The organism is Granulicella aggregans (assembly GCF_025685565.1).
Lineage (GTDB): Bacteria > Acidobacteriota > Terriglobia > Terriglobales > Acidobacteriaceae > Edaphobacter > Edaphobacter aggregans_B.
The window spans coordinates 2,299,090-2,317,322 of the sequence record NZ_JAGSYE010000001.1; the positions used below are offsets into that span (position 1 = coordinate 2,299,090).

The 18,233-nt window shown below is 55.9% G+C and carries 16 protein-coding genes; 8 read left to right on the forward strand and 8 right to left on the reverse strand.

The annotated features are described in order from the left end of the window. Nucleotides 1–169: 169 nt before the first annotated feature. Nucleotides 170–1,324, forward strand: coding sequence for a hypothetical protein (locus tag OHL18_RS09075; protein WP_263374485.1), 1,155 nt, complete (start codon nucleotides 170–172; stop codon nucleotides 1,322–1,324). A 66-nt stretch (nucleotides 1,325–1,390) separates the two neighbouring features. Then, the gene (locus OHL18_RS09080) at nucleotides 1,391–1,633 is read left to right on the forward strand and encodes a hypothetical protein (protein ID WP_263374486.1); all 243 of its coding nucleotides are present in this window, start codon (nucleotides 1,391–1,393) and stop codon (nucleotides 1,631–1,633) included. A gap of 345 nt (nucleotides 1,634–1,978) precedes the next feature. Here OHL18_RS09080 and OHL18_RS09085 read toward each other — a convergent pair whose 3' ends face one another. The 4 genes from OHL18_RS09085 to OHL18_RS09100 form a co-directional block, all read right to left on the reverse strand. Further along, nucleotides 1,979–3,553: a tyrosinase family protein gene (locus tag OHL18_RS09085; RefSeq protein WP_263374487.1), complete on the reverse strand. Its 1,575-nt coding sequence runs from the start codon at nucleotides 3,551–3,553 to the stop codon at nucleotides 1,979–1,981. 192 nt (nucleotides 3,554–3,745) lie between these two features. Next, nucleotides 3,746–5,251, reverse strand: coding sequence for a hypothetical protein (locus tag OHL18_RS09090; protein WP_263374488.1), 1,506 nt, complete (start codon nucleotides 5,249–5,251; stop codon nucleotides 3,746–3,748). A gap of 608 nt (nucleotides 5,252–5,859) precedes the next feature. Then, complete coding sequence (locus OHL18_RS09095; RefSeq protein ID WP_263374489.1) at nucleotides 5,860–7,284, reverse strand: dihydrolipoyl dehydrogenase family protein; 1,425 nt, start codon at nucleotides 7,282–7,284, stop codon at nucleotides 5,860–5,862. Between the two features lie 17 nt (nucleotides 7,285–7,301). Then, on the reverse strand, nucleotides 7,302–7,913 hold the full coding sequence (locus tag OHL18_RS09100) for a protoglobin domain-containing protein (RefSeq protein WP_263374490.1): 612 nt from the start codon (nucleotides 7,911–7,913) through the stop codon (nucleotides 7,302–7,304). Between the two features lie 427 nt (nucleotides 7,914–8,340). On the opposite strand from OHL18_RS09100, the gene OHL18_RS09105 reads away from it, so the two are divergent. From OHL18_RS09105 to OHL18_RS09115, 3 genes are all read left to right on the forward strand, one after another. Next, nucleotides 8,341–8,733, forward strand: coding sequence for a DUF302 domain-containing protein (locus OHL18_RS09105; protein WP_263374491.1), 393 nt, complete (start codon nucleotides 8,341–8,343; stop codon nucleotides 8,731–8,733). 965 nt (nucleotides 8,734–9,698) lie between these two features. After that, nucleotides 9,699–10,769: a tetratricopeptide repeat protein gene (locus OHL18_RS09110; protein WP_263374492.1), complete on the forward strand. Its 1,071-nt coding sequence runs from the start codon at nucleotides 9,699–9,701 to the stop codon at nucleotides 10,767–10,769. A 93-nt stretch (nucleotides 10,770–10,862) separates the two neighbouring features. Continuing rightward, nucleotides 10,863–11,072, forward strand: a complete 210-nt coding sequence (locus tag OHL18_RS09115) for an ATP-binding protein (RefSeq protein ID WP_317890482.1) — start codon at nucleotides 10,863–10,865, stop codon at nucleotides 11,070–11,072. Nucleotides 11,073–11,212: 140 nt separating this feature from the next. On the opposite strand, the gene OHL18_RS09120 is transcribed toward OHL18_RS09115, so the two are convergent. Then, nucleotides 11,213–11,500: a hypothetical protein gene (locus tag OHL18_RS09120; RefSeq protein WP_263374493.1), complete on the reverse strand. Its 288-nt coding sequence runs from the start codon at nucleotides 11,498–11,500 to the stop codon at nucleotides 11,213–11,215. Nucleotides 11,501–11,824: 324 nt separating this feature from the next. Then, nucleotides 11,825–12,373, reverse strand: a complete 549-nt coding sequence (locus OHL18_RS09125) for a hypothetical protein (protein WP_263374494.1) — start codon at nucleotides 12,371–12,373, stop codon at nucleotides 11,825–11,827. 54 nt (nucleotides 12,374–12,427) lie between these two features. Between OHL18_RS09125 and OHL18_RS09130 the strand changes: the two genes are divergently transcribed. Genes OHL18_RS09130 through OHL18_RS09140 form a run of 3 tightly spaced genes read left to right on the forward strand, consistent with a single transcriptional unit; the run spans nucleotide 12,428 to nucleotide 14,044 of the window. Further along, nucleotides 12,428–12,709, forward strand: coding sequence for a hypothetical protein (locus OHL18_RS09130; RefSeq protein ID WP_263374495.1), 282 nt, complete (start codon nucleotides 12,428–12,430; stop codon nucleotides 12,707–12,709). A gap of 48 nt (nucleotides 12,710–12,757) precedes the next feature. Next, nucleotides 12,758–13,129, forward strand: a complete 372-nt coding sequence (locus OHL18_RS09135; RefSeq protein ID WP_263374496.1) for a hypothetical protein — start codon at nucleotides 12,758–12,760, stop codon at nucleotides 13,127–13,129. Between the two features lie 33 nt (nucleotides 13,130–13,162). After that, nucleotides 13,163–14,044: a toll/interleukin-1 receptor domain-containing protein gene (locus OHL18_RS09140; RefSeq protein ID WP_263374497.1), complete on the forward strand. Its 882-nt coding sequence runs from the start codon at nucleotides 13,163–13,165 to the stop codon at nucleotides 14,042–14,044. Between the two features lie 137 nt (nucleotides 14,045–14,181). Here OHL18_RS09140 and OHL18_RS09145 read toward each other — a convergent pair whose 3' ends face one another. Together OHL18_RS09145 and OHL18_RS09150 are read right to left on the reverse strand one after the other, a co-directional pair. Further along, complete coding sequence (locus OHL18_RS09145) at nucleotides 14,182–16,902, reverse strand: PAS domain S-box protein (RefSeq protein ID WP_263374498.1); 2,721 nt, start codon at nucleotides 16,900–16,902, stop codon at nucleotides 14,182–14,184. A 158-nt stretch (nucleotides 16,903–17,060) separates the two neighbouring features. Continuing rightward, on the reverse strand, nucleotides 17,061–17,513 hold the full coding sequence (locus OHL18_RS09150) for a response regulator (protein WP_263374622.1): 453 nt from the start codon (nucleotides 17,511–17,513) through the stop codon (nucleotides 17,061–17,063). Between the last annotated feature and the right edge of the window lie 720 nt (nucleotides 17,514–18,233).

Sequence of the window (18,233 nt, forward strand, 5' to 3'; positions counted from 1 at the left end):
ATTACAGAGTTCCAGACCGCACTGCAGTTAGACCCAACCAATACGGAAGCGGCCTTCCTGCTGAAGCGGCTCGTACAGCAGCAAACGCCCTCGGGCCTGCCTCGCGATCTCGACATCGTCCTCGACTTCTCTCTTGATTTCATCTCCGCAACCGCTTATCCAGAACCTTTTGAGCGCGTATCAGAGCTACCAGAGCTCTGCCGATACCGATCAGCTTTTGAATGCGTTGCTACAGTATCTGCAATTGACCCTGTCGACACTGAAAGACCAGTTGACCCAGGCAAAGACCTTCGGAGTGCCCGAAGCCCAGGCCGGTTTGACCGCGGCCCAGCAACAGAGCAGTCTTCTGCAGAGCCAGATTGCGACGCTGAAACAGCAGCTGGCCTCCAGCAGCAATCCGTTCTCCTTCGGCAACATCGTCAGCACCATAGGCATCGTAGCGGGCGTCGTGGCGGGGATGTCGACCGGGGCGGGTGCTATCGTCGCCATCGCAGCTGGCATCGCAGCCGTGGAGACGGATGCGGCTGACGGACAATCGCAATACCTTGCTGCCGGCGGCGATACTGCCGATCCCAGTTCTATCGGCGGCGGCTTGGACACGCTGCTGAACAAGGGAAAATCGCTAATCAACCTTGGCAAGACGCTGAGCCAGGTCAGCGGAGGCGATACGACTGGAGGCCAGCTTAGTCAGCTCGGGGAGCTCACCAAGGAGAGCATGATCGCCAACCTGCGCGAACAGCAGGAGCAGGAGCAACTGGATTCTGCGAACCTACTTGTGACTCAACTGACCAACGAAGTCAACGACGCGCAGAATCTCGAGGCAAACTGGGCTACCGCAGTGAATGATCTCAATGCGCTTACAGGTCAACTCCTCCACTCTTACCAACTCCTCTCGGATCGGGTCACCAACGACGTCTTTCAATCATTCCGTGCTTTGGAGGTGTACCAGGTCCAGCCCATAAGCGTTCGGTTCGATTATGGTCACATATCCCCGGACCTTGACCAGTCGCCTTACTCAAACCCCGCCGTCCGCGCTGGTAAATACGGTGCGGTTCTCGCGTTCCTGCCCAGTTACGTGGCGACGGCCGAAGATATCTACAACCAATTGAACACGGGCGAGATAACGGGCTTTGATGTCGTGCATCCCCTGGTGCCTGTTTTCATCACGGACACCGCCTCGATTGAGCAGTTCACGACCAGCAGAAGTTTGCAATTCAGCCTGACGGATGCCACCGGACTGCCGCCCGACGTCTTCGAGATGAAGGTCGTTGGCATAAGTCTGGAGTTGTTGGGCGCCGCGTCTGAAGATCCGGTGAATGTCTAGATTTCGCACTCCGGCCATTGGTTGATGCTCAGTCATACCGACCAGAAAACTATCGAATTCAACCTTTTGCCGCGCGACGAGGCCATAGGCTTCTCTAGCTCCGCTACAGGGCTGAGCGGGTTCATACCGGCGGACACGACGCAGGTCCCACCCTTCAGCTTTTGGGGACGTGGCGTGATGGCGAAATGGCGGTTATATATCGATGATTCCACCGTGATCGACACTTCAGCGCTTACCGCCATCAATATCACGTTCTCTGTAAGTGGTTATAAACTCCAGGGGACAGCAGACCTCGAGGATCTCTCGTAGACCGCAAACTTGCGCCAGCAGTCCGTGTCGAGTGCCCGTCGGCTTGAGCCGCTAGTTTGCTGATGGTCTTCAGTGATCGTTTCCGCAAATCGTTGGACTTCGCCGTTCAGTCTGAGGCCAGTTGTATTGAGCCACTCCGTTTGCTAGTTTGGCGTAGATGCCGCCGCCAGTGTCCGAAGAACTCAGCAGTCTCCTTGAGACTCTCTTCCGGTCGGAATCGGGCCGGGGTCTAACCGCGCTTGGGCGCCTCCCCGGAGATCTGAAGACGGTCGCCGATGGTCACAGACAAGTCCGCTGGCACGCGTACCAGACCAAGGTCAGATGCGAGCCGCCTTGCGGCTGACCTCAGTTGGCTTGGCGAAGCTCGATGGTGCCGACCTGCACATTGGCCTCCGGACGGAAAGCCCTCAGGACCTCTGGCCGGATGGCCTGCGGCGCTGCCGCCGCTCCAGGAGACCCAATCGGCACGCGACCGTCGGTGGCCTCAAACGTGATGGTGACGCCGGCGGTCGTCGGGGATACGTTCAGCGCTCGCAGCTGGTCGGAGAGATCGAACTCCAGCGTGCGGACGCTGGGCTGATCGCGATGGTGGAAGGCGTTGAACCAGTTGATCGTTCCCACAAACTGCCGCTCGCCGGGATTGCCTTGCTTCGACACGTATACGTTCAGCAGTGTTCCTGGGGGGCTGTAGGCCTTGACGTCGCGCAGCACCAGGATGCTGCTGGGCGTCGCGCCGACTGGCTTTACCAGCGCCTGCATCTTGGCGACCGGTACCGCAATATCGACCGTGATATGCGGCCCATTGATCGGCAGCGGCTTGGACGCGCCTACAACGTTAGGGAAACGTTCTTCTGTCGACATGATTTGGAATGCTAATTCCGCGTGGCGGACAGGCTGCCGCGTCACCTTGCGTGAACAGGAGGCGACATTTTCATAAACGTAACCCAAGCTTGTGGAGTCTAAAAAGTCGCTCACCGGCCTGGTCTGTAGATTGCCGGTTTCATCCGGAAAGCTGAAGGTCTGCGCCTCCCATGGCTGGCCCGTGGGTGTGGGATGCAGGTTCTGCCAGCAGGCGAAGATGCGATCGATGTTGGCATGGTGCGAATAAAAAATGGGATCGTTGCCAGCAACCGGCACGTCGCCCATATCCGCAACCGGGCAGGTGGGCCCGACGGCGCAGTGAACATAGCCATGGATGCCAGTCTCAACGCCGTACTCGAAGCTGAGGTAGTTTGGATTTCTCAGTGCCGCGTCGATGTTGGTCGAAGTTGCACTCAGAGTTGAGCTTCCGTTCATCCCGGGGTCGCGCCTCGGGTCGTACATCGTCGAGGAAGTATTGCGAAACTCAGCCGGAATGGCTTCCTGAGCGGAGTTGGTGTAGTCCCAATAAGGCAGACGCAGTGTATTGTCCTGCGCCGCCCAGCGCAGTACGCGCTCAAAGTAATACAAGTACATGCGGTGCCAGCCAAAGAAATTCGCCTGCCCTGCGCCCGAGTCCGACGAGTGCTTGCACGTGGCCCATACCGCCTGCGCGATCTGGTCCGGCGGGGTCTGGTCGGCGATGTTGTTGTAGTACGAAACGTAGCTGCCAAGGCCACTATTGTTGAGGTCCGCAATGTGCAGCGCGACGGTGCCGTCCATGCTCTGCGGACCGTAGTAGCCGTGGATGTTGGCCCAGTACTTCCAACTCCGGCGGAAGTCGACCGAGGCTGGCAGCGCGTTGTCCAGCGACTTCATCTTCAGCACTGCCTTCTTCAGGCTGGCCAGACGTGCCGCTCCGCCCGGCCCACTGATGAAAGTCTGCCATTTCATGCGGACCTGTGGGGAAGACTGCGCCTGCGTGGCGACGCCTTCGAACGACAGCGTCAGAAAGACCATGAAAATGCAGTGCAGCAGACGACGGAGAGTGGCGCTCTTCATGGGATTCTCCCGCGACCGCCATCAAATATAGTTTCCGGAATTTTGTCAAGAGCTATATTTGTAGTCGCCGGAATTTAAGTCTGAGCGGCACAGTCGCCTATTGAAAGTGCTTCCGAGCAGACCGCAAGGCAGACGCACTTTCGGCTTGCCCTCGCGTCGCGGTGCGGCCACAACAAACATGAATAAAACCTTTCAATGGATGTCTCTTGAGTAAGCCCAAAGGGTCATGCGCTGTCCCTCACTTAAGGCTCTCCTGAGGAATGCCTTAGCTGGCCAGCCTGACGAGATAGGTGCCCTTAGATCACATGGTAAGGTTTCACGATATGGCTCTCGAATCACATTGGAATAGATCTGGCTGTCGTTCAGGAAGCCACCAATGTTAATGATCTGCCGGCAAGAGCAGAGGCAATCCACTTCTACTAGAAACATGCACAATGCTTCTTTGTCGATCCGATGGATATATCTGCCGGTAGCCTCTTGTTGTTCAAATTGCTTGGGCACAACTCGAAAATCCTCAAAGTGCGCCGTCAAACATTGCTGGACATACTCGGAGTCGGTAGCGATAAATACCGGAACCCGCGATGGGATCATGTAAAGAGCCGCAAGTGTAGCGTCCAACTCGGACTTGATTCGATGGGGTTGACGATGGTCGTTTGCCGCTTCAGTAACTCTGACTCGAATGCCAAGTCGATCGTGAACTCCGATTTGCCTCCCATAGTCATCCGCTTGTGCTTGTAATAAAGGGCAAAGCTTTGCGATGAGTGGGGCGGCCGGTAATGGGATACGCTTACCCAGGGTCTCTGCTATCTCGCAGTCCCAGGCGAAGAAGCGATCGACCGGAGTTTCACGAGGGGCCAACGCGTGCAGCGTCTCCCACTTATGTAGAACCCTGCCGGCTCGTACCTGGCCCGATATGTTTCTTAGCTCTTCCTCAGATATATTCTCTATCTCAACTCCGGGAATGTCTTCGAATAAGTCTTCATGCCGGCAATAAGAGACTCCGGAAGTTACACCCCAAAGCATCCGCATAGAATAGCCTGACAGCTGTGCGAATCCTCTCACTTGCTGTAAAACGCGATAGCGGTGACGGACACCGCTGGTTTGAGAAGTCGCGCATACGATATGCTTTGCTCCGCCCGACATGAGTTCGGTTGCAATCGGCGGCGGATCGCCCTCGTCATATTGCGGATCTAGAGTTACGCGAGTACTTCTGGCAGAGATACTCGTTACCTCTATGTCACATTTCACCGATAACTCGGCACGAACTTTAGTGATCAGGTCGCGCAAATCATCGTCATACATCCTAACTGATCCGTTGGTCGCATAGAGCAGACCGCTCTTTGGCTCCGGCGTTCCACCATGAATCAGGAGCACATGGCGATCGTACTGGGTGGCAAGCATTGCCTGACCGGAAGCGGGTTCAAGCACGATCATGCCGGCACGACCATACTTGCCGGCGTCGAATACACTCCCAAATCCTGTATGGACAATGCCCCGAACTCTATACTCTCCAATGGGCGTGTCACCATAAGGCAATAGAGGCGACCGGAATGGATTCCCGTGTTCGCTTGCAGCGAAATCGTTTGCTCTTCCACATACCGAAAACGGTCCTAGCAGCAAGTTGCCGCTACTTGTTAGGAGCGATAATAGGCCGGTCCGATTGCGATCAGAAGAGAAGGAAATTTTGATTTCAAGCATGATCCTCCGTTATAGCCTCTGTCCTGTGGCTCCCGAAAAGTACAGAGCGCATTAAGAAGCCGACGACGTGCAACAGTGTCGATGCCAGTGAGCATACATGGACTTCACTGACGCCACAGCTGAGCATGTATAAAAGACAATCTTCAAAATCCGGCCACCCGCCCCGGTGCGAGGTGGAAGCATCTACGGCCTTCGACTGGACTTTCGAAGTCCTCTGATCGATAACGTAACCCGGCGAGCGCGAGGGTGTTATTAGCAGAAAAGCATGTAGATAGCAGTCGCGAATTGTCGATCGGGGAAGCTAAATAAGCCCATGGCGATGCGGAAATACAGTTTGTTGATCTTTTCACGGACAACCGGAAAGAAATCATGGCAAGGCTGAAGTGAAAGACCGTCTTTACTTCGCTCGGCGCATCCGGACAAAAGGATCGCCCCGTCAGCAGACTTTCAGTACGATGGCGCAGGCTCCCGCCATTGCAGGGGGTCCGGACCGTGTGGCGGAGAAGGGAATTGTCCCTGCCGTAAGTGTTGTCAAATGAATTGCATGGTCAAAGATGTCATTCCAATGGCCGTTTCGATTCTGCCTCCAGGGTCGCCGCCTACGCGGGTTATGCCGCTTCGACGGAGACCGGAGCTGCGGAGAGCAGCACGATTAACCCTTCCATGAGCGTTGGGTGGGCCAGGACTGCGTCGCGGATCGGGGTATAAGGGAGGTTGCCGATCATCGCGATCTGGATGGCCGACATGATCTCTCCACCGTCGACGCCAAAGACCGTGAAGCCGAGGATGCGATCGTCTGCACCAACCAACGCCTTCATGAATCCGCGTGTCTCTGAGAGCGTCCGTGTGCGTAAGACGGAAGCCATTGGAATCTTGAAGAGGCGGTAGGAGATGCCTTTGGCTTTGGCCTCCCCTTCGGTCAACCCAACGTGTGCCAGCTCGGGGTCTGTAAACATGGAAGACGGAACCAGGCGACCCGTGGTGACGCGGTTGCCGCCACTGAGACTGTCGCGCAGGATGCGGAAGTCGTCGAAGGCGATGTGCGTGAATTGCGGGCTGCCAGCCACTTCGCCGTTGGCCCATACTCCCTTGGCCGAAGTCTTCAGATGTTCATCGACCTTGATATATCCGCTTTCTGTAACGGCTACGCCGGCTAGCTCGAGACCAAGTCCCTGCGTCTTTGGCGTGCGTCCCAAGGCGACGAGCAAGTGGCTTGCCTGGACGGTCTCCTCTTTGCTCTGGTGAAGGTATGTGACCGCTACGGACTGACCCGAAGTACCCATCACGTTCTGTATTGTGGCGTCGAGAATCAGCTCAATGCCTTCATCATGGAAGAGGGTTTCCAATCCGGATGTAACTTCCGAGTCTTCGCGATGAAGCAGCGTTGCGTTGCGATCGAGAATGGAGACCTTACTGCCGAGACGGCGCATCGCTTGTGCGAACTCCAGGCCAATAGAGCCTCCGCCCAGAATCAGAAGATGGGAGGGAATCTCATCCCGTCCCTGTGCTTCGATATGCGTCATCGGTTTTGCGGCTTTAAAGCCTGGAATAGCGTTGCGCGTAGCGTACGTGCCGGTTCTGATGACCACGTTGGTTCCACGCAGGCGGCGTGTGCCGCCTGTTTGCAGATTGACCTCGATGGTCCGCGGGCCGACGAAGTGTCCGTGACCGAGGATGAAGTTCACGCCGCTGGTTTCGAAGTTGTGGACGTGTATGTCGACAAGGCCCTTGACCATGGTTCGCTTGCGGTCGGTCACCTTGCTCATGTTGACGGTGTATCCGGGGGTTGAAATGCTGAACTCTTCGACACGCGCGAAGTAGGAGGCTACCTTCGCGCTGTGAATGAAGTTGTTGCTGGGGAGGCAAGCGATGTTCGGGCAAGAGCCGCCGATCCAACGCTGCTCGATAACAGCGACCCGTTTGCCTTGCCTTGCGAACGTCCAGGCAAGAAACTTCGATCCTTCTCCACTGCCCAGAACGACGAGGTCATACTCTTCGGGTGGTTGATTCGCATCCGCTTCGATCATTGTCATTGGCGGCTCCTGCGGGATTACCATTCGTTCTTCGCTTTGGCTAGGTCCATGTAGAGCCGGGACCACAGTGCGATTTGCAATTGAAGGGAGCGGCACCATGCACGATGCATGGCATCGACTTCGTCCGCGGAAGCTGGACCGTACCCGAGGTAGGGCTTGATCGTGTCGTTCAGCACCGCAACAAATGCAGCGATATCACGGAAGGGAACGTAGGCGGTGGACTCAACGCCATCCGCCTGGTTCTTTTTTAGGCTTGTATGCCTGAGAGCGATCTCCTGCTGATAGTTCAGCCAGTCCTGATCGTAAGGACGCAGACAGGTATCCAAGATCCACTGCTCAAAACGTAGGTTGCTCTGCGCGAGATACTTCGGGATGGGTTCGCCAGCGGGAGTTCGCGAGTGACGTGCGAGGTTCGGGATGCTGGCTATGATGCCACTCCGCCAGTGTTCCACGATTTGCCGGGTCTGGCTTTCGAGCACAGCTCCGGCTTTGCGCAGGTATTGCACGTCCTCTGCGGTGAAGCCTACAGCGACCTTCAGATCCTCGAGCTCCTTAAGGGAGACTGGCGAGGTGCCAACCTCTGCCGAGCCGTATGTGTATGCAAGCGTTCCGGCTATAACCTTGGCCATCGAGGTGCTCCTTTATCTTTATGAAGGTAAAGTCCTTCGCTATTTATGAACTCCAGACGCGAGGTGCAATACGAGCCACCTCCGAAACCATGGAAGTTAGCCTGTACATTTCATCAGGTGAGACATTATGAATTCTTTCAGCCACTGCATTTTAGATCGCTTATGCCCTTGCGCAGGTTTTATTTTGAGGAGCTCTATCCTCCGTGGGTATAAGCGATCTTTAGACGAGCTAACTCAACAGACTAAGAAACAAGTGTTAACCGGTGTTCGTGTTCGTCTTGAAAAAACGGAGCGGCATCGCATTTATCTGCTATGGTACGGGCCAAGGGGCGAAGTGTCCTGCGCCGAGTGTCCGACCGACGCTACGTTCCATCCGGATCTGGCGAAACTTGCTCCCAGCCTTGAGATGAAGACGAAAGGAACGATCATGGAAACAGGGAATAACGGGATCTCGCATATCACCACTGCAAAGTCTGTAAAAGATGTGCTCGCGCATCTCTTATCGCTTCTGCAGATAAAAAGAATTACCGTGTTTGCGGTCGTTGACCACAGTGGAGAAGCGGCCAAGGTGGGCATGGAGATGCACGACACAAAGCTCGTCATCTTTGGCAATCCTCGAGCCGGAACGCCAGCCATGCTCGCTGCACCAGACTGCGCTCTCGATCTCCCGCTCAAGATTCTGATTGCGGAAGGCCCGGATGGCCGCACAAAGATCAGCTACAACTCTCCCGCCTTCTTACAGACGCGGTATGGATTGGAGCCAGACTTTGCGAAACCCCTCGCGGCAATTGAGCAGATAGCTGCGGCTCTCGACAACTGAGATTCGAGCGAGCCGATCGTCGCGCCGAGTCCGTTATTTGAGGGTCGACGTGCCGCGTGGGCCAGCGAAGTCGCGGATATCGAAGGTGTCGAGAATTCCTCCAGGATCTTTCACCTGCAGGACGAGACTTACATACGTTGGTCCCTGGAAATAAGGTAGACGGATCGTATGTCATCCTCCATTGAGCGTCACTGACCCGTTGACAATCCGCAGCGGAAGAGCTGGGTCACAACAAGGACATCGCGCTATACGAGCCAGTCCGTGAGCGTGTCTCGGTTCGAGTTGGTGTTTAGGCCTTTGGCTGGTGTACCGCTGACTGGCGCGTCGCGGTGTGGGCCCGCAGGTGGCCATTGCTGGCATATGTTGCCGCTAGATAGGGATAAGTACCGTCTTGGAGACCAACCCGAAGGGAAAACCGGACAGGTGATTTCATGTATCGCGCCCCTTTTAGGGCTGATACACCGATCACAGCGACTTTTCCGATTATGCCTTGCAAATTGGGTAGCAGAGTGCTAGTTAACCTATTAACCGTAACAAAATGAATCACTTACAAATCTATAGCGGAGAGTGGGATTCTCTTCTGCCATTACGATGAAGATCTTCAGAATGAGCTATATAAAGCGTTTCACCCGCTTCAGACAAGGGTTTCATAGCCGTTGCAGCATGTCAGATCATACGGTGCCATATGGACTTGGGTCGACGGAAAACCGGGAAAAGTGTCACAGGAGTGTCACAAACTTCAGCACGTATCGAGCATAAACCTGGAGCTGATTCGGGCATTCTGATTTGTGCCCTTCACACAATTGGTTGGTTATTATTAGCAACTTCTGAGATCATCCGATCACGCAACGGATGGTCATTCGCCCGCGAGCGCATGCCAATCCAGTCCGGACGGTGAAGAGTCCACGAACCATTTCCTGCCGCCGAACGTAAATAGATATGTGAAATTCCGGAGGATCAAAAACATGCCGGGCACACGACTCGCGGCTCTCATACTTGCCGCATTCTCCATCACCGCCCTGGGCGCGCAGGACACGACCGCAACCGCGAACCAGCCTTCAGGCCGCCCCGCTCATGTTTCCGCAGGGCCGCGGCCACCCCTCGTCTTTCAGACGGAAGAACCCGAGGTTCCCCCGGTGATGCATCTATGCATCGCCCGCTGCTTTCCGATCATGTGGGACAAGGACCACTACATCAATTTCGGGCCGGAAAACACGAGCATTTATACAGTCGAGAGGTTCACCCGCGAATCAATCGTCATGCACCGCACGGATAAGGGGCGCTTTCCACTGACCGCCGACATTACCGGTCAGATATCCGAAGACGGCAACAGCGTCGTGAAGGGGAAGATTGTCTGGACTTCGGGTAACTCCGGCTCAGGCCCCTTTACCGCCACATGGGGCAGCGCGATAGAGGACGACCAGGTACTAGGACAACGGCGCTTGCTCCACATCCCTTGCGATGCCTCCTCCCGCGTCTCCGTCGCGGAAGCCAGTGAACGCGCGGAACAACTGTTGGAAGCCAACGATCTCACCACCGCCATATGCTGGATGCGCATTGGGGCAACACAGGGCGATGCCGGAGCCCAGGGTGCCCTTGCGTCCATTTTCTATCGGGGCGTCGGAGTGCCCGTGAACATTCGCGAGGCCGCACTCTGGGCCGAGAAGGCCTCCGCTCAAGGTAACTATCTCGGCGAACACGTTTTGTCGAACATGTACGCCAAAGGAGACGCCAAGCCTAAAGATGCCGCCAAGGCCGAATACTGGAGAGCCAAGTACGAGAAAGACAAACTTGCGCACGACCGCGCGGAGGAAGAAGCAAAGGAAGCGCAACGCCAGCGCGCCCAGGCACAGGCGCAGCAAAATGAGGAGGCCGAGATCCTGCTACTGCGACTGCTGGTGGGCGCATTCTCCGCGGATTCCGATAGCGGCGGCGGTATGCCCAGAAACAATGGTTATGGGCAATCGGTCACTGCGTGTCACCAGGGATTTGCCCTCGCATGCGGCAGGGTCGGCGAGGCTCCTCCACCCGAATAAACGCGCTAATCATCTGGCTCTAAATCACATTTCAGACGGGGGCTCTCGCTCAGCCGTGCTTCGGATGCGGCCTTTCATCGGCGCTACAGCCGGATAGTCCCCCCCGAGGCCACTCCTCGCTCAAGCCCATCCTCCGCGCTCACCGGCAACCTTCCCTTCGCCGAGTGGACCGAGGTTCTCGGCTCCGAACGCCTCACCGGAGCCCAGCTCGACCGCCTCACCCACCACGTCTACATCCTCGAGATGAACGGCGACAGCTTCCGCCTCAAACAGAGCCGCCGAAAGCGGAACCCCAACGCCTAGCCCCACCCCACCAAACGCGCCTTGGGGGGAAGGCGAAGGCCTCTTCCGCTACGCTCCAGAGGCCCTCGCCCCCGCAATACCCAACACTCTTCTTAGACTCCCAAGTGGCTCCCTTCTTGCTCCGCCACACTGGTCTACTTTTACTCCGTCCTTGACACATGCTCGCAGGAGACATAAAAGTTGTTGCAGGCGATTATCCCGAAGATCGGAAAAGGTTGGCAATCGATCAGCGTGAGACGTTGAATCTCGATCTTCAAAGGAGCGACGATGACGCAGCCGACGCAGCCCATACCCCCGACGTCTGCGGAGCTACCCGTTACGTGAGGCTCAGGCTGTGATCCAGGCCGCGTGTCCATGAACCCCGCATCCTGTCCCAGAGCCATAGACGCGAGGGTGAGAAGAAACGTCAAGCTGATTGCACGTCGCATGTCGGTCGCTCCCATTCGCGAATTCATCTCCTATCCCTTCGCAGGGTGCATATCACAAACGACCGTTTGAGACACGTCTTACAGCAGCTCCGATTCCCGAAGCCAAGAGCGCAACAAACACGTCATGCCTCAACATCATAATCATTCGCCAAGACGAATCGTCTGTCAGATGACCACCTCAATTTACAGGTGTTACCCGTTTGTGACGTGCTGTTCTAGCGATTGTTGGCTCGAGCGTGCGGCTGAATCCACCGAGTCACCGAAGCCTAAATACCGGCCCCCATCACCATCCGGCGACATGCTCTATCAGTGAAAGCGCCGCGCTCAGATACTGTCTAGGCTTTCCCTGGGGTGCCGCATCCAAACGATGGGTGGAAAGCCTTGGTATGGTGCCCGCGACCAAAGGCGAAATCTATAATCCCTCCCATCATCGAAGCGGATACGCGTCTCCACCAACGCTGAAGGACCGGTGTCTGATTCCATGCAGAAAGCCGCCTTAGGAATCTCCTCATAGTAGCCAGCTGCGACCAGGACGATAAGGGTAGGTTGAAGCGTCCTTAGATCCTCACGAAGTCCGTCCTCCGCCTGCGCTCGTTGAAGCTCAGCTTCCTGCCTGCCCGGATTGCCTCGTATAACGCCCTGCTTGAAGATGTTGCACCATGCAAGATTGCAGTAATTTTCGACGTTCGGGTCCGCAAGTCTGCTTATCCTGCGCGCGAAATGCCAAAAAGACGTTTGAAGTCCTTCATGCACTTGCGAGTAAATCATGTCTTGGCAATCCCCGCGCGTGGCTTTTCCGATGTAGAGGATGCGGCGTTTCTGTGCGGAGAAGTTCGCGTGTGCGTACGTTTCAAACTTCTTCGCTAATTGCATGTTGACCCCTCGTTCTCATCCTTTTTCCAAAGGATAATATCGACGGAAAATGGTGTGCTGAAAACTCCGGTGGCGCATGCACCCTTCGGCGCGGACGCCGTCGCGTATCTTCGTCATTTTTTCGCTGACAATCATCGCATGTGCGAGATGAAGAGGGCGGCCGCGCGCGAGGAAGAGCAGCGTATCAAGGACCGGTTTGCTTCGACGATCGTCATCATTGCGGCTGTTCATCTGGCGCGTGACCAGAACATCAGCTGGTCATCGACCCGTCTCGTGTCGGTCCTAGCCGATTGCATCGGCTTGTCTAGGATGATTGTGGAGCGGGTTCTAAGATGATCTATGCGGAGATTTGGCCGGAGGCGAGAGGTGATCGGAGCACGGATCTTGTTCAAGGACCACGACATTTACCAGTTTGTGGAATATCAGAAAGCGCGTTTAGGGCAGGAGTACAACTCAGTCCCGGATGACAAAGCGCTCGACGAATCATTTATTCAGGAACTGAAGCATCGATACATGCTCGACATTCCCACGTTGAAGCCTGATCAGTGGTCCAAGGATGAACGCGAAAACGAGACCATCATCTATGTAGCTTTCGAAGGCGATCCTGCAGCTTTCAGGCTCAAGCCCTCTGCCTTCAATGGGACGATAGCTGTCGGAGACGTCCTCGGCAAGGATCTATTCATCACGGTGTCGAATGCGTCTGCTGGATATGATGTCCTCGGCCACATCAAGCGTGAGAGTGCTAAAGTCGAGTGACACTTCAACAGCCTTCGCGGAACGATGTTGCACATGGATCAACGCCTGGAAATTGGTCTTCGTGAGTCCATGATGGCACGGAGGCGTGCGATCGAGAACAAGAAGGTGCGCCAGGAGTTAGATATCCCGAAGCGCCAGCCGACATCCCCAGCGACTGTCACTACGCCGACTCCGAAGCCGGTCGCACGGATCGAGCAAGAGATCACAAGAAAGCCGCCAGCGTCAGAAATACGCGCACAACAAACCTGGGACATCTTCATGTCGCATGCTTCGCCGGATAAGCGGTGGGTGCGAGGGCTGGTGACGGCCCTGAGGGAAGCAGATGTCACGGTCTGGTTCGACGAAGATTGCCTGGAGTGGGGCGAGGATCTTCAGCGCGGAATAAATCAAGGTCTCAAGAACTGTCGCAAAGTGATCGCCGTCTTGTCAAAACCGTATCTGGCGGAGAGAAAGTGGACGGAAGCAGAGATCAGTGGACTGCTCGCACGTGAGAAGCTTGGCGAAACTCTAATTCTGCCGATCTGGCACCAGATCACCGAGTATGACTTTCAGAAATACAACCTGATTCTCGCTAGCCGAATCGGTAAAGTCAGCGACAGCGATAACTACGATGAGATTGTGCGTGCAGTTCTGAAAGTTTTGGGCCGCCAACCCGACGCTGGCAAGAATGCTGGTTCGAGTGCAGTAGTTCCCAAGGAAGGTACGACCGTTGCCAGTGTTTTTTACTACAGCCCTGATGGCCAGAGACCGCATATGACAGTCAAGAATGCAGCCGATCGTGAAGGTTGGTTCATTCTTCGTCACACGGACGGCAGCGTTGATGAAGGAACACTCTCAGATATAGCCATTACAGAGTTCGAAGTCGCTGACAAATCTGAGGCCCATACTTCCCTCTTCTTGAGGCCAAGGAAATAGATGGTCGCTAACAACCACAGTGTCGAAGAGTGACTCGGCTTTTATCGATAATCGATGCGCGGCGTGGAATCGCCATGTTTCAGAGTGCGAACGCCCGATTGAAGCGGTGACTTACTTGTGCATTTCGTTGGGATGACTCATAGAACCATCGACGCCGACGGGATGAAAACCGCGAAAACTGTACCCGAAGGCTGAGGCTTGGATTTGCTGCGAACTCGTATCGTGCCTCCGTGTTTACGCACGATCCCATGGGATACCCAAAGGCCAAGCCCGATCCCGGTAGCTTCTTTCGTAGAGACGAAAGGCTCGAAGAGGCGCTCCATGACTGCCGGAGAGATTCCGTGTCCGGAGTCGGCGACAACGATCTTTACACCGTCTGGACCTTCCTTCGCCCAGCTCCTGGATCTCTTCACCCTCACGCGAAGAGATCCGCCGTGCGGCATCGCGTCCATTGCGTTGCCGACGATGTTGGCAATGACCTGGCGGATCTCGCCTCCGAGACAGGTTGCAACTGCTCCCCGTTCGCAATCGGCGTTCACGCGGATGCTCTTACTCGCCAGCCGTTGCCCGAAGAGAGCAAGGACCGAGTCGACGATATCGCAGATGTCGGTCGGCGCCGGTGAGGTCGACTGTCTGTGAAATTGGAGAGTCTGTGTGGTGATGTGCGCGACCCGCCGCAGCTCCTCTTCGGCAGTCTGGAGATAGCTCTTTGTGTCCGTCTTGAGCGAGTCGTCCTGCAGCGCGAGATACAGGGAGTTAGTGACGCCTGCCAGAGGATTGTTGATCTCGTGCGCGATGCTGGCGGCGAGCCGGCCGGCCGTCGCCAGCTTTTCCGACTTGCGCAACGCATCCTCGGCCAGCCTCTGCTCATGAGTGTCCGTTAAGCTCCCGATCCACCGCTCTATCTGGCCCCCATCGTTCCTGAAGGGAACTGCCCTCGCGAGGAAGTACCGGAAGAGGCCATCCTTTCGCCGCAGCCGGAATTCGTTTAAATAAGGCTCTCCGGTTTCGACGGAGTGGTTCCAGAGCTTCAGTGTCGGGGCGAGATCCTCCGGGTGCACCAGCTCCAGCCACTGAATGTTTGGCCTCTCGGCCTCCGTCACGCCCAGGTAGTCCAGGTAGCGCTGATTACAGTAGGTGTTCTCGCCCGAATCATCGGTCATCCAGACAAGCTGGGGCAGGCTATCTGCGAGGATACGAAAGCGCTCCTCGCGCTCTCGCAGGCCGCGTTCCGCAAGCTTCTGTTCGTGAATATCCGTACAACTGCCGATCCAGCGCTCTACATCTCCGGCTTCGTTCCGCACGGGAACTGCTCGTGCAAGAAAGTGCCGATATTGGCCGTCATGCCGGCGCAGACGGTACTCGACCTGGTATGGCTCGGATCGTTCTATCGATTTGCGCCAGGCGGCAAAGGTGTCTTCCATGTCCTCGGGATGGAAGCGGTCCCGCCATAAGGGGATCTCCGTCTCGCTCGCTTCGACCCCGAAGTACTCAAAGACGCGTTGATTGCAGTACGTGGTTTCCCCGTTGGAGTTCGCCATCCAGACAAGTTGAGGCAGACTTTCCGCCAGGGCACGAAAACGCTCCTCCCGTTCTCGCAGCCCGCGCTCTGCCTGCTTTTGTTCGCTAAGATCTAGCACGAAACCGACGTACTCATCCTCGGTCTCCTCCAAGAGGGCATAGCCGCACAAGATCGGTACACGACTGCCATCCTTGCGGATGTACTCCTTCTCGTAAGGCGTACAACTTCCTCGCTTGGCGGCCTCCTGGATATGCGCACGGTCCAGATCGGCATACTCAGGAGGCGTCATCGTATCCCATCGCACCAGGCCCGCTTCCTGGTCCTCACGCGTGTAGCCGGTCATTCTAAGGAGTTCATCGTTGCTCTCACGGAAAGCGCCAAACCGGTCCGGGATGGCGACTCCCATCATGTCCGACTCGAAGAGTTTGCGGAAACGCGACTCACTGGCCCGGAGAGCTCGCTCCGTTTCTTTCTTCTCAGTTACATCCCGGAAGTAGATGGAAACGCCATGTTCCGATGGATAGCAGTGACATTCGAACCAGGCGTTCAGCGGCTCCGGATAAAAGTTGTCGAAGTGGCGAGGTCTCCCTGTTTCTATAGCCCGGCGGTATTGCCTGCCAAACTCCGACTCCGCTGCGTGCGGGAAGAGCTCCCACTGCGTCCTGCCAATCATCTCCTCAGGCCGCAAAGCAACGATCCGCGCCGCCTGCTCGTTCACATAGGTATACCGGCCCTGCTTGTCCAAAACCACAAGGCCATCGGTCGTGCTCTCCAGCACATTCTTCAGGTTTGCCGCGATGGTGTCGCGCTCGCGTTCTGCTTTCAGCTTCGCCGTAACATCGTGGGAGACGGCAAGGATGCCTGAAACCGCGCCCGTCGGGTCGCGAACGGGACTATAGCTGTAGGTCCAGTAGAGATCCGTCAGGGCTCCCTGCCGCAAGATCGGAATCAGTTCGTTCTCGAAGTAAAGTTTCGCGCCCTGCTCCAGAACGGACCTCAGCTTTGGTGCCAGAATATGCCACGCTTCTGGCCAACACTCTTGCCCGGTTCGTCCTAAGGCATCAGGATGCTTCTCCCCCTCAAGCGGCATGCACGCATCGTTGTAAAGCACGACCATCTCAGGCCCCCAGATCAGGAGCATGGGGAACTGGCTCTCCAGCATCATATTGACGGCGCAGAGCAGGGTCTCGGACCATTCGGATATCGCGCCGATCGCCGTGGTCTCCCATGGGTGACGGCGTATCCGCTCGGCCATCTCCCCGTCGGCAAAGATCCGTTCGCTGTTCGGTTTCAGCGGATCGTCAACCTGCAGTGTCGAGGCTTGCCCGATAAGCATGACGCCTCCAATCAAACCCATTGTGGATGCAACCAGTAGATTTTACAGAGGAGATGCGGCTGTGGGTCAAGCGATAGATCGACCTGCGGCCGTTAGAGATTCGATCGAACAATGAGAGTCTCAAACGAGTCGGACGCAGAGTAGCGGGAATGAGGTTCTCAGATTGCCCAATTTCCGCCCCTATTCTCCGAAACGCCGGATTCGCTACGACGAGAGTCCGAACCCCTATCTGAGTCGAACGATCGTAATTTCGCCAGCAGGTCAGCCGGGTGAACCGGCTTCGCAAGAATTTCAAAATTATGCCCCTTAGCCCGTGCAGTTTCCAGAAGATCAGAGGTAGCTGCTTGCCCTGAAAACAGCAAGATCTTGCACGTAGGCAAAATCTCGCGTGTGCGGATGGCAACTTCGATGCCGGTCATCCCAGGCATAATCACGTCACTAATGAGCATGTCTGGCTTGAAATAGCTCAGAGCTTCTAGGGCACTCTCACCGCTATAGACGGCCCGCGCGCTAAAACCGGCTTGATTAAGGATGATGGCCAACGTGTTTGCAATGACCTGTTCGTCGTCAGCAGTAATGATCCCCCCTCGCGCATTACACGACTCGTCGATTCGCTCATAGTCTTGTCCCCCGGTGGCAGATAGACAAACTGAAGAACACGCGCCTCAGACTCGCTAGTCCTGCCCATAGATTACCGGTCCATCAGTTCAACCGTCTTTTCAGACCTTCTCCCTATACCGGATATTGAAAATGATTCGAGCAGCACTCGTCGTCTAGTGCGTGATGTCAAAAGTTATATCAGTTAAGCGACAGATTGTTGATTGCGTTCGGACACTTTTTGCGTTCAGTCTTGATCGAGGATGCTGGGGCAGTGGGCCAGCTCCGTCAGTCACTTCTCGCGATGGCAGGGGGCAGGGCCAACGTTCGATAAGACTCTGAAACGATATGACGAAGGAAGACTGTTGCCCGCAGCGACAGCGACGATCTTCTTATCCTTGCCCGGCGCGTTGAGCCGCCCGCAAGGCCCATTTTTTTACGCTCGCGAAGGTGGCACCCGCAAAACGCCTGCCCCTTCAAGCAAACACGTGCGGAGTTCGAAAGGCCACGACGGAAGTCTTTGACTGTCGGGATGGATGTCCTAGCGAAAAGTGATTGCCATCGAACTTGACAAACACGAGAGCGAGGATCAGAACAGCGACAATGGTCACGCAGAATAGAACGAGAACCAGGCGGAAGTTCGGCTTATTTGGTTTTACCTGTTCGATCGGCATACGAAATAGATGCCGACGTGTGAAAAGTCGTTGGCCAAAGTGCCCGCGGATGAGGCACAT

Coding starts and splice junctions, on each gene's coding strand:
- OHL18_RS09085 (WP_263374487.1), bottom strand. CDS start 3,553: ATGAAGAGCGCCACTCTCCGTCGTCTGCTGCACTGCATTTTCATGGTC.
- OHL18_RS09100 (WP_263374490.1), bottom strand. CDS start 7,913: ATGGCCAAGGTTATAGCCGGAACGCTTGCATACACATACGGCTCGGCA.
- OHL18_RS09105 (WP_263374491.1), top strand. CDS start 8,341: ATGGAAACAGGGAATAACGGGATCTCGCATATCACCACTGCAAAGTCT.
- OHL18_RS09095 (WP_263374489.1), bottom strand. CDS start 7,284: ATGACAATGATCGAAGCGGATGCGAATCAACCACCCGAAGAGTATGAC.
- OHL18_RS09090 (WP_263374488.1), bottom strand. CDS start 5,251: ATGCTTGAAATCAAAATTTCCTTCTCTTCTGATCGCAATCGGACCGGC.
- OHL18_RS09120 (WP_263374493.1), bottom strand. CDS start 11,500: ATGCGACGTGCAATCAGCTTGACGTTTCTTCTCACCCTCGCGTCTATG.
- OHL18_RS09145 (WP_263374498.1), bottom strand. CDS start 16,902: ATGCTTATCGGGCAAGCCTCGACACTGCAGGTTGACGATCCGCTGAAA.
- OHL18_RS09125 (WP_263374494.1), bottom strand. CDS start 12,373: ATGCAATTAGCGAAGAAGTTTGAAACGTACGCACACGCGAACTTCTCC.
- OHL18_RS09110 (WP_263374492.1), top strand. CDS start 9,699: ATGCCGGGCACACGACTCGCGGCTCTCATACTTGCCGCATTCTCCATC.
- OHL18_RS09140 (WP_263374497.1), top strand. CDS start 13,163: ATGGATCAACGCCTGGAAATTGGTCTTCGTGAGTCCATGATGGCACGG.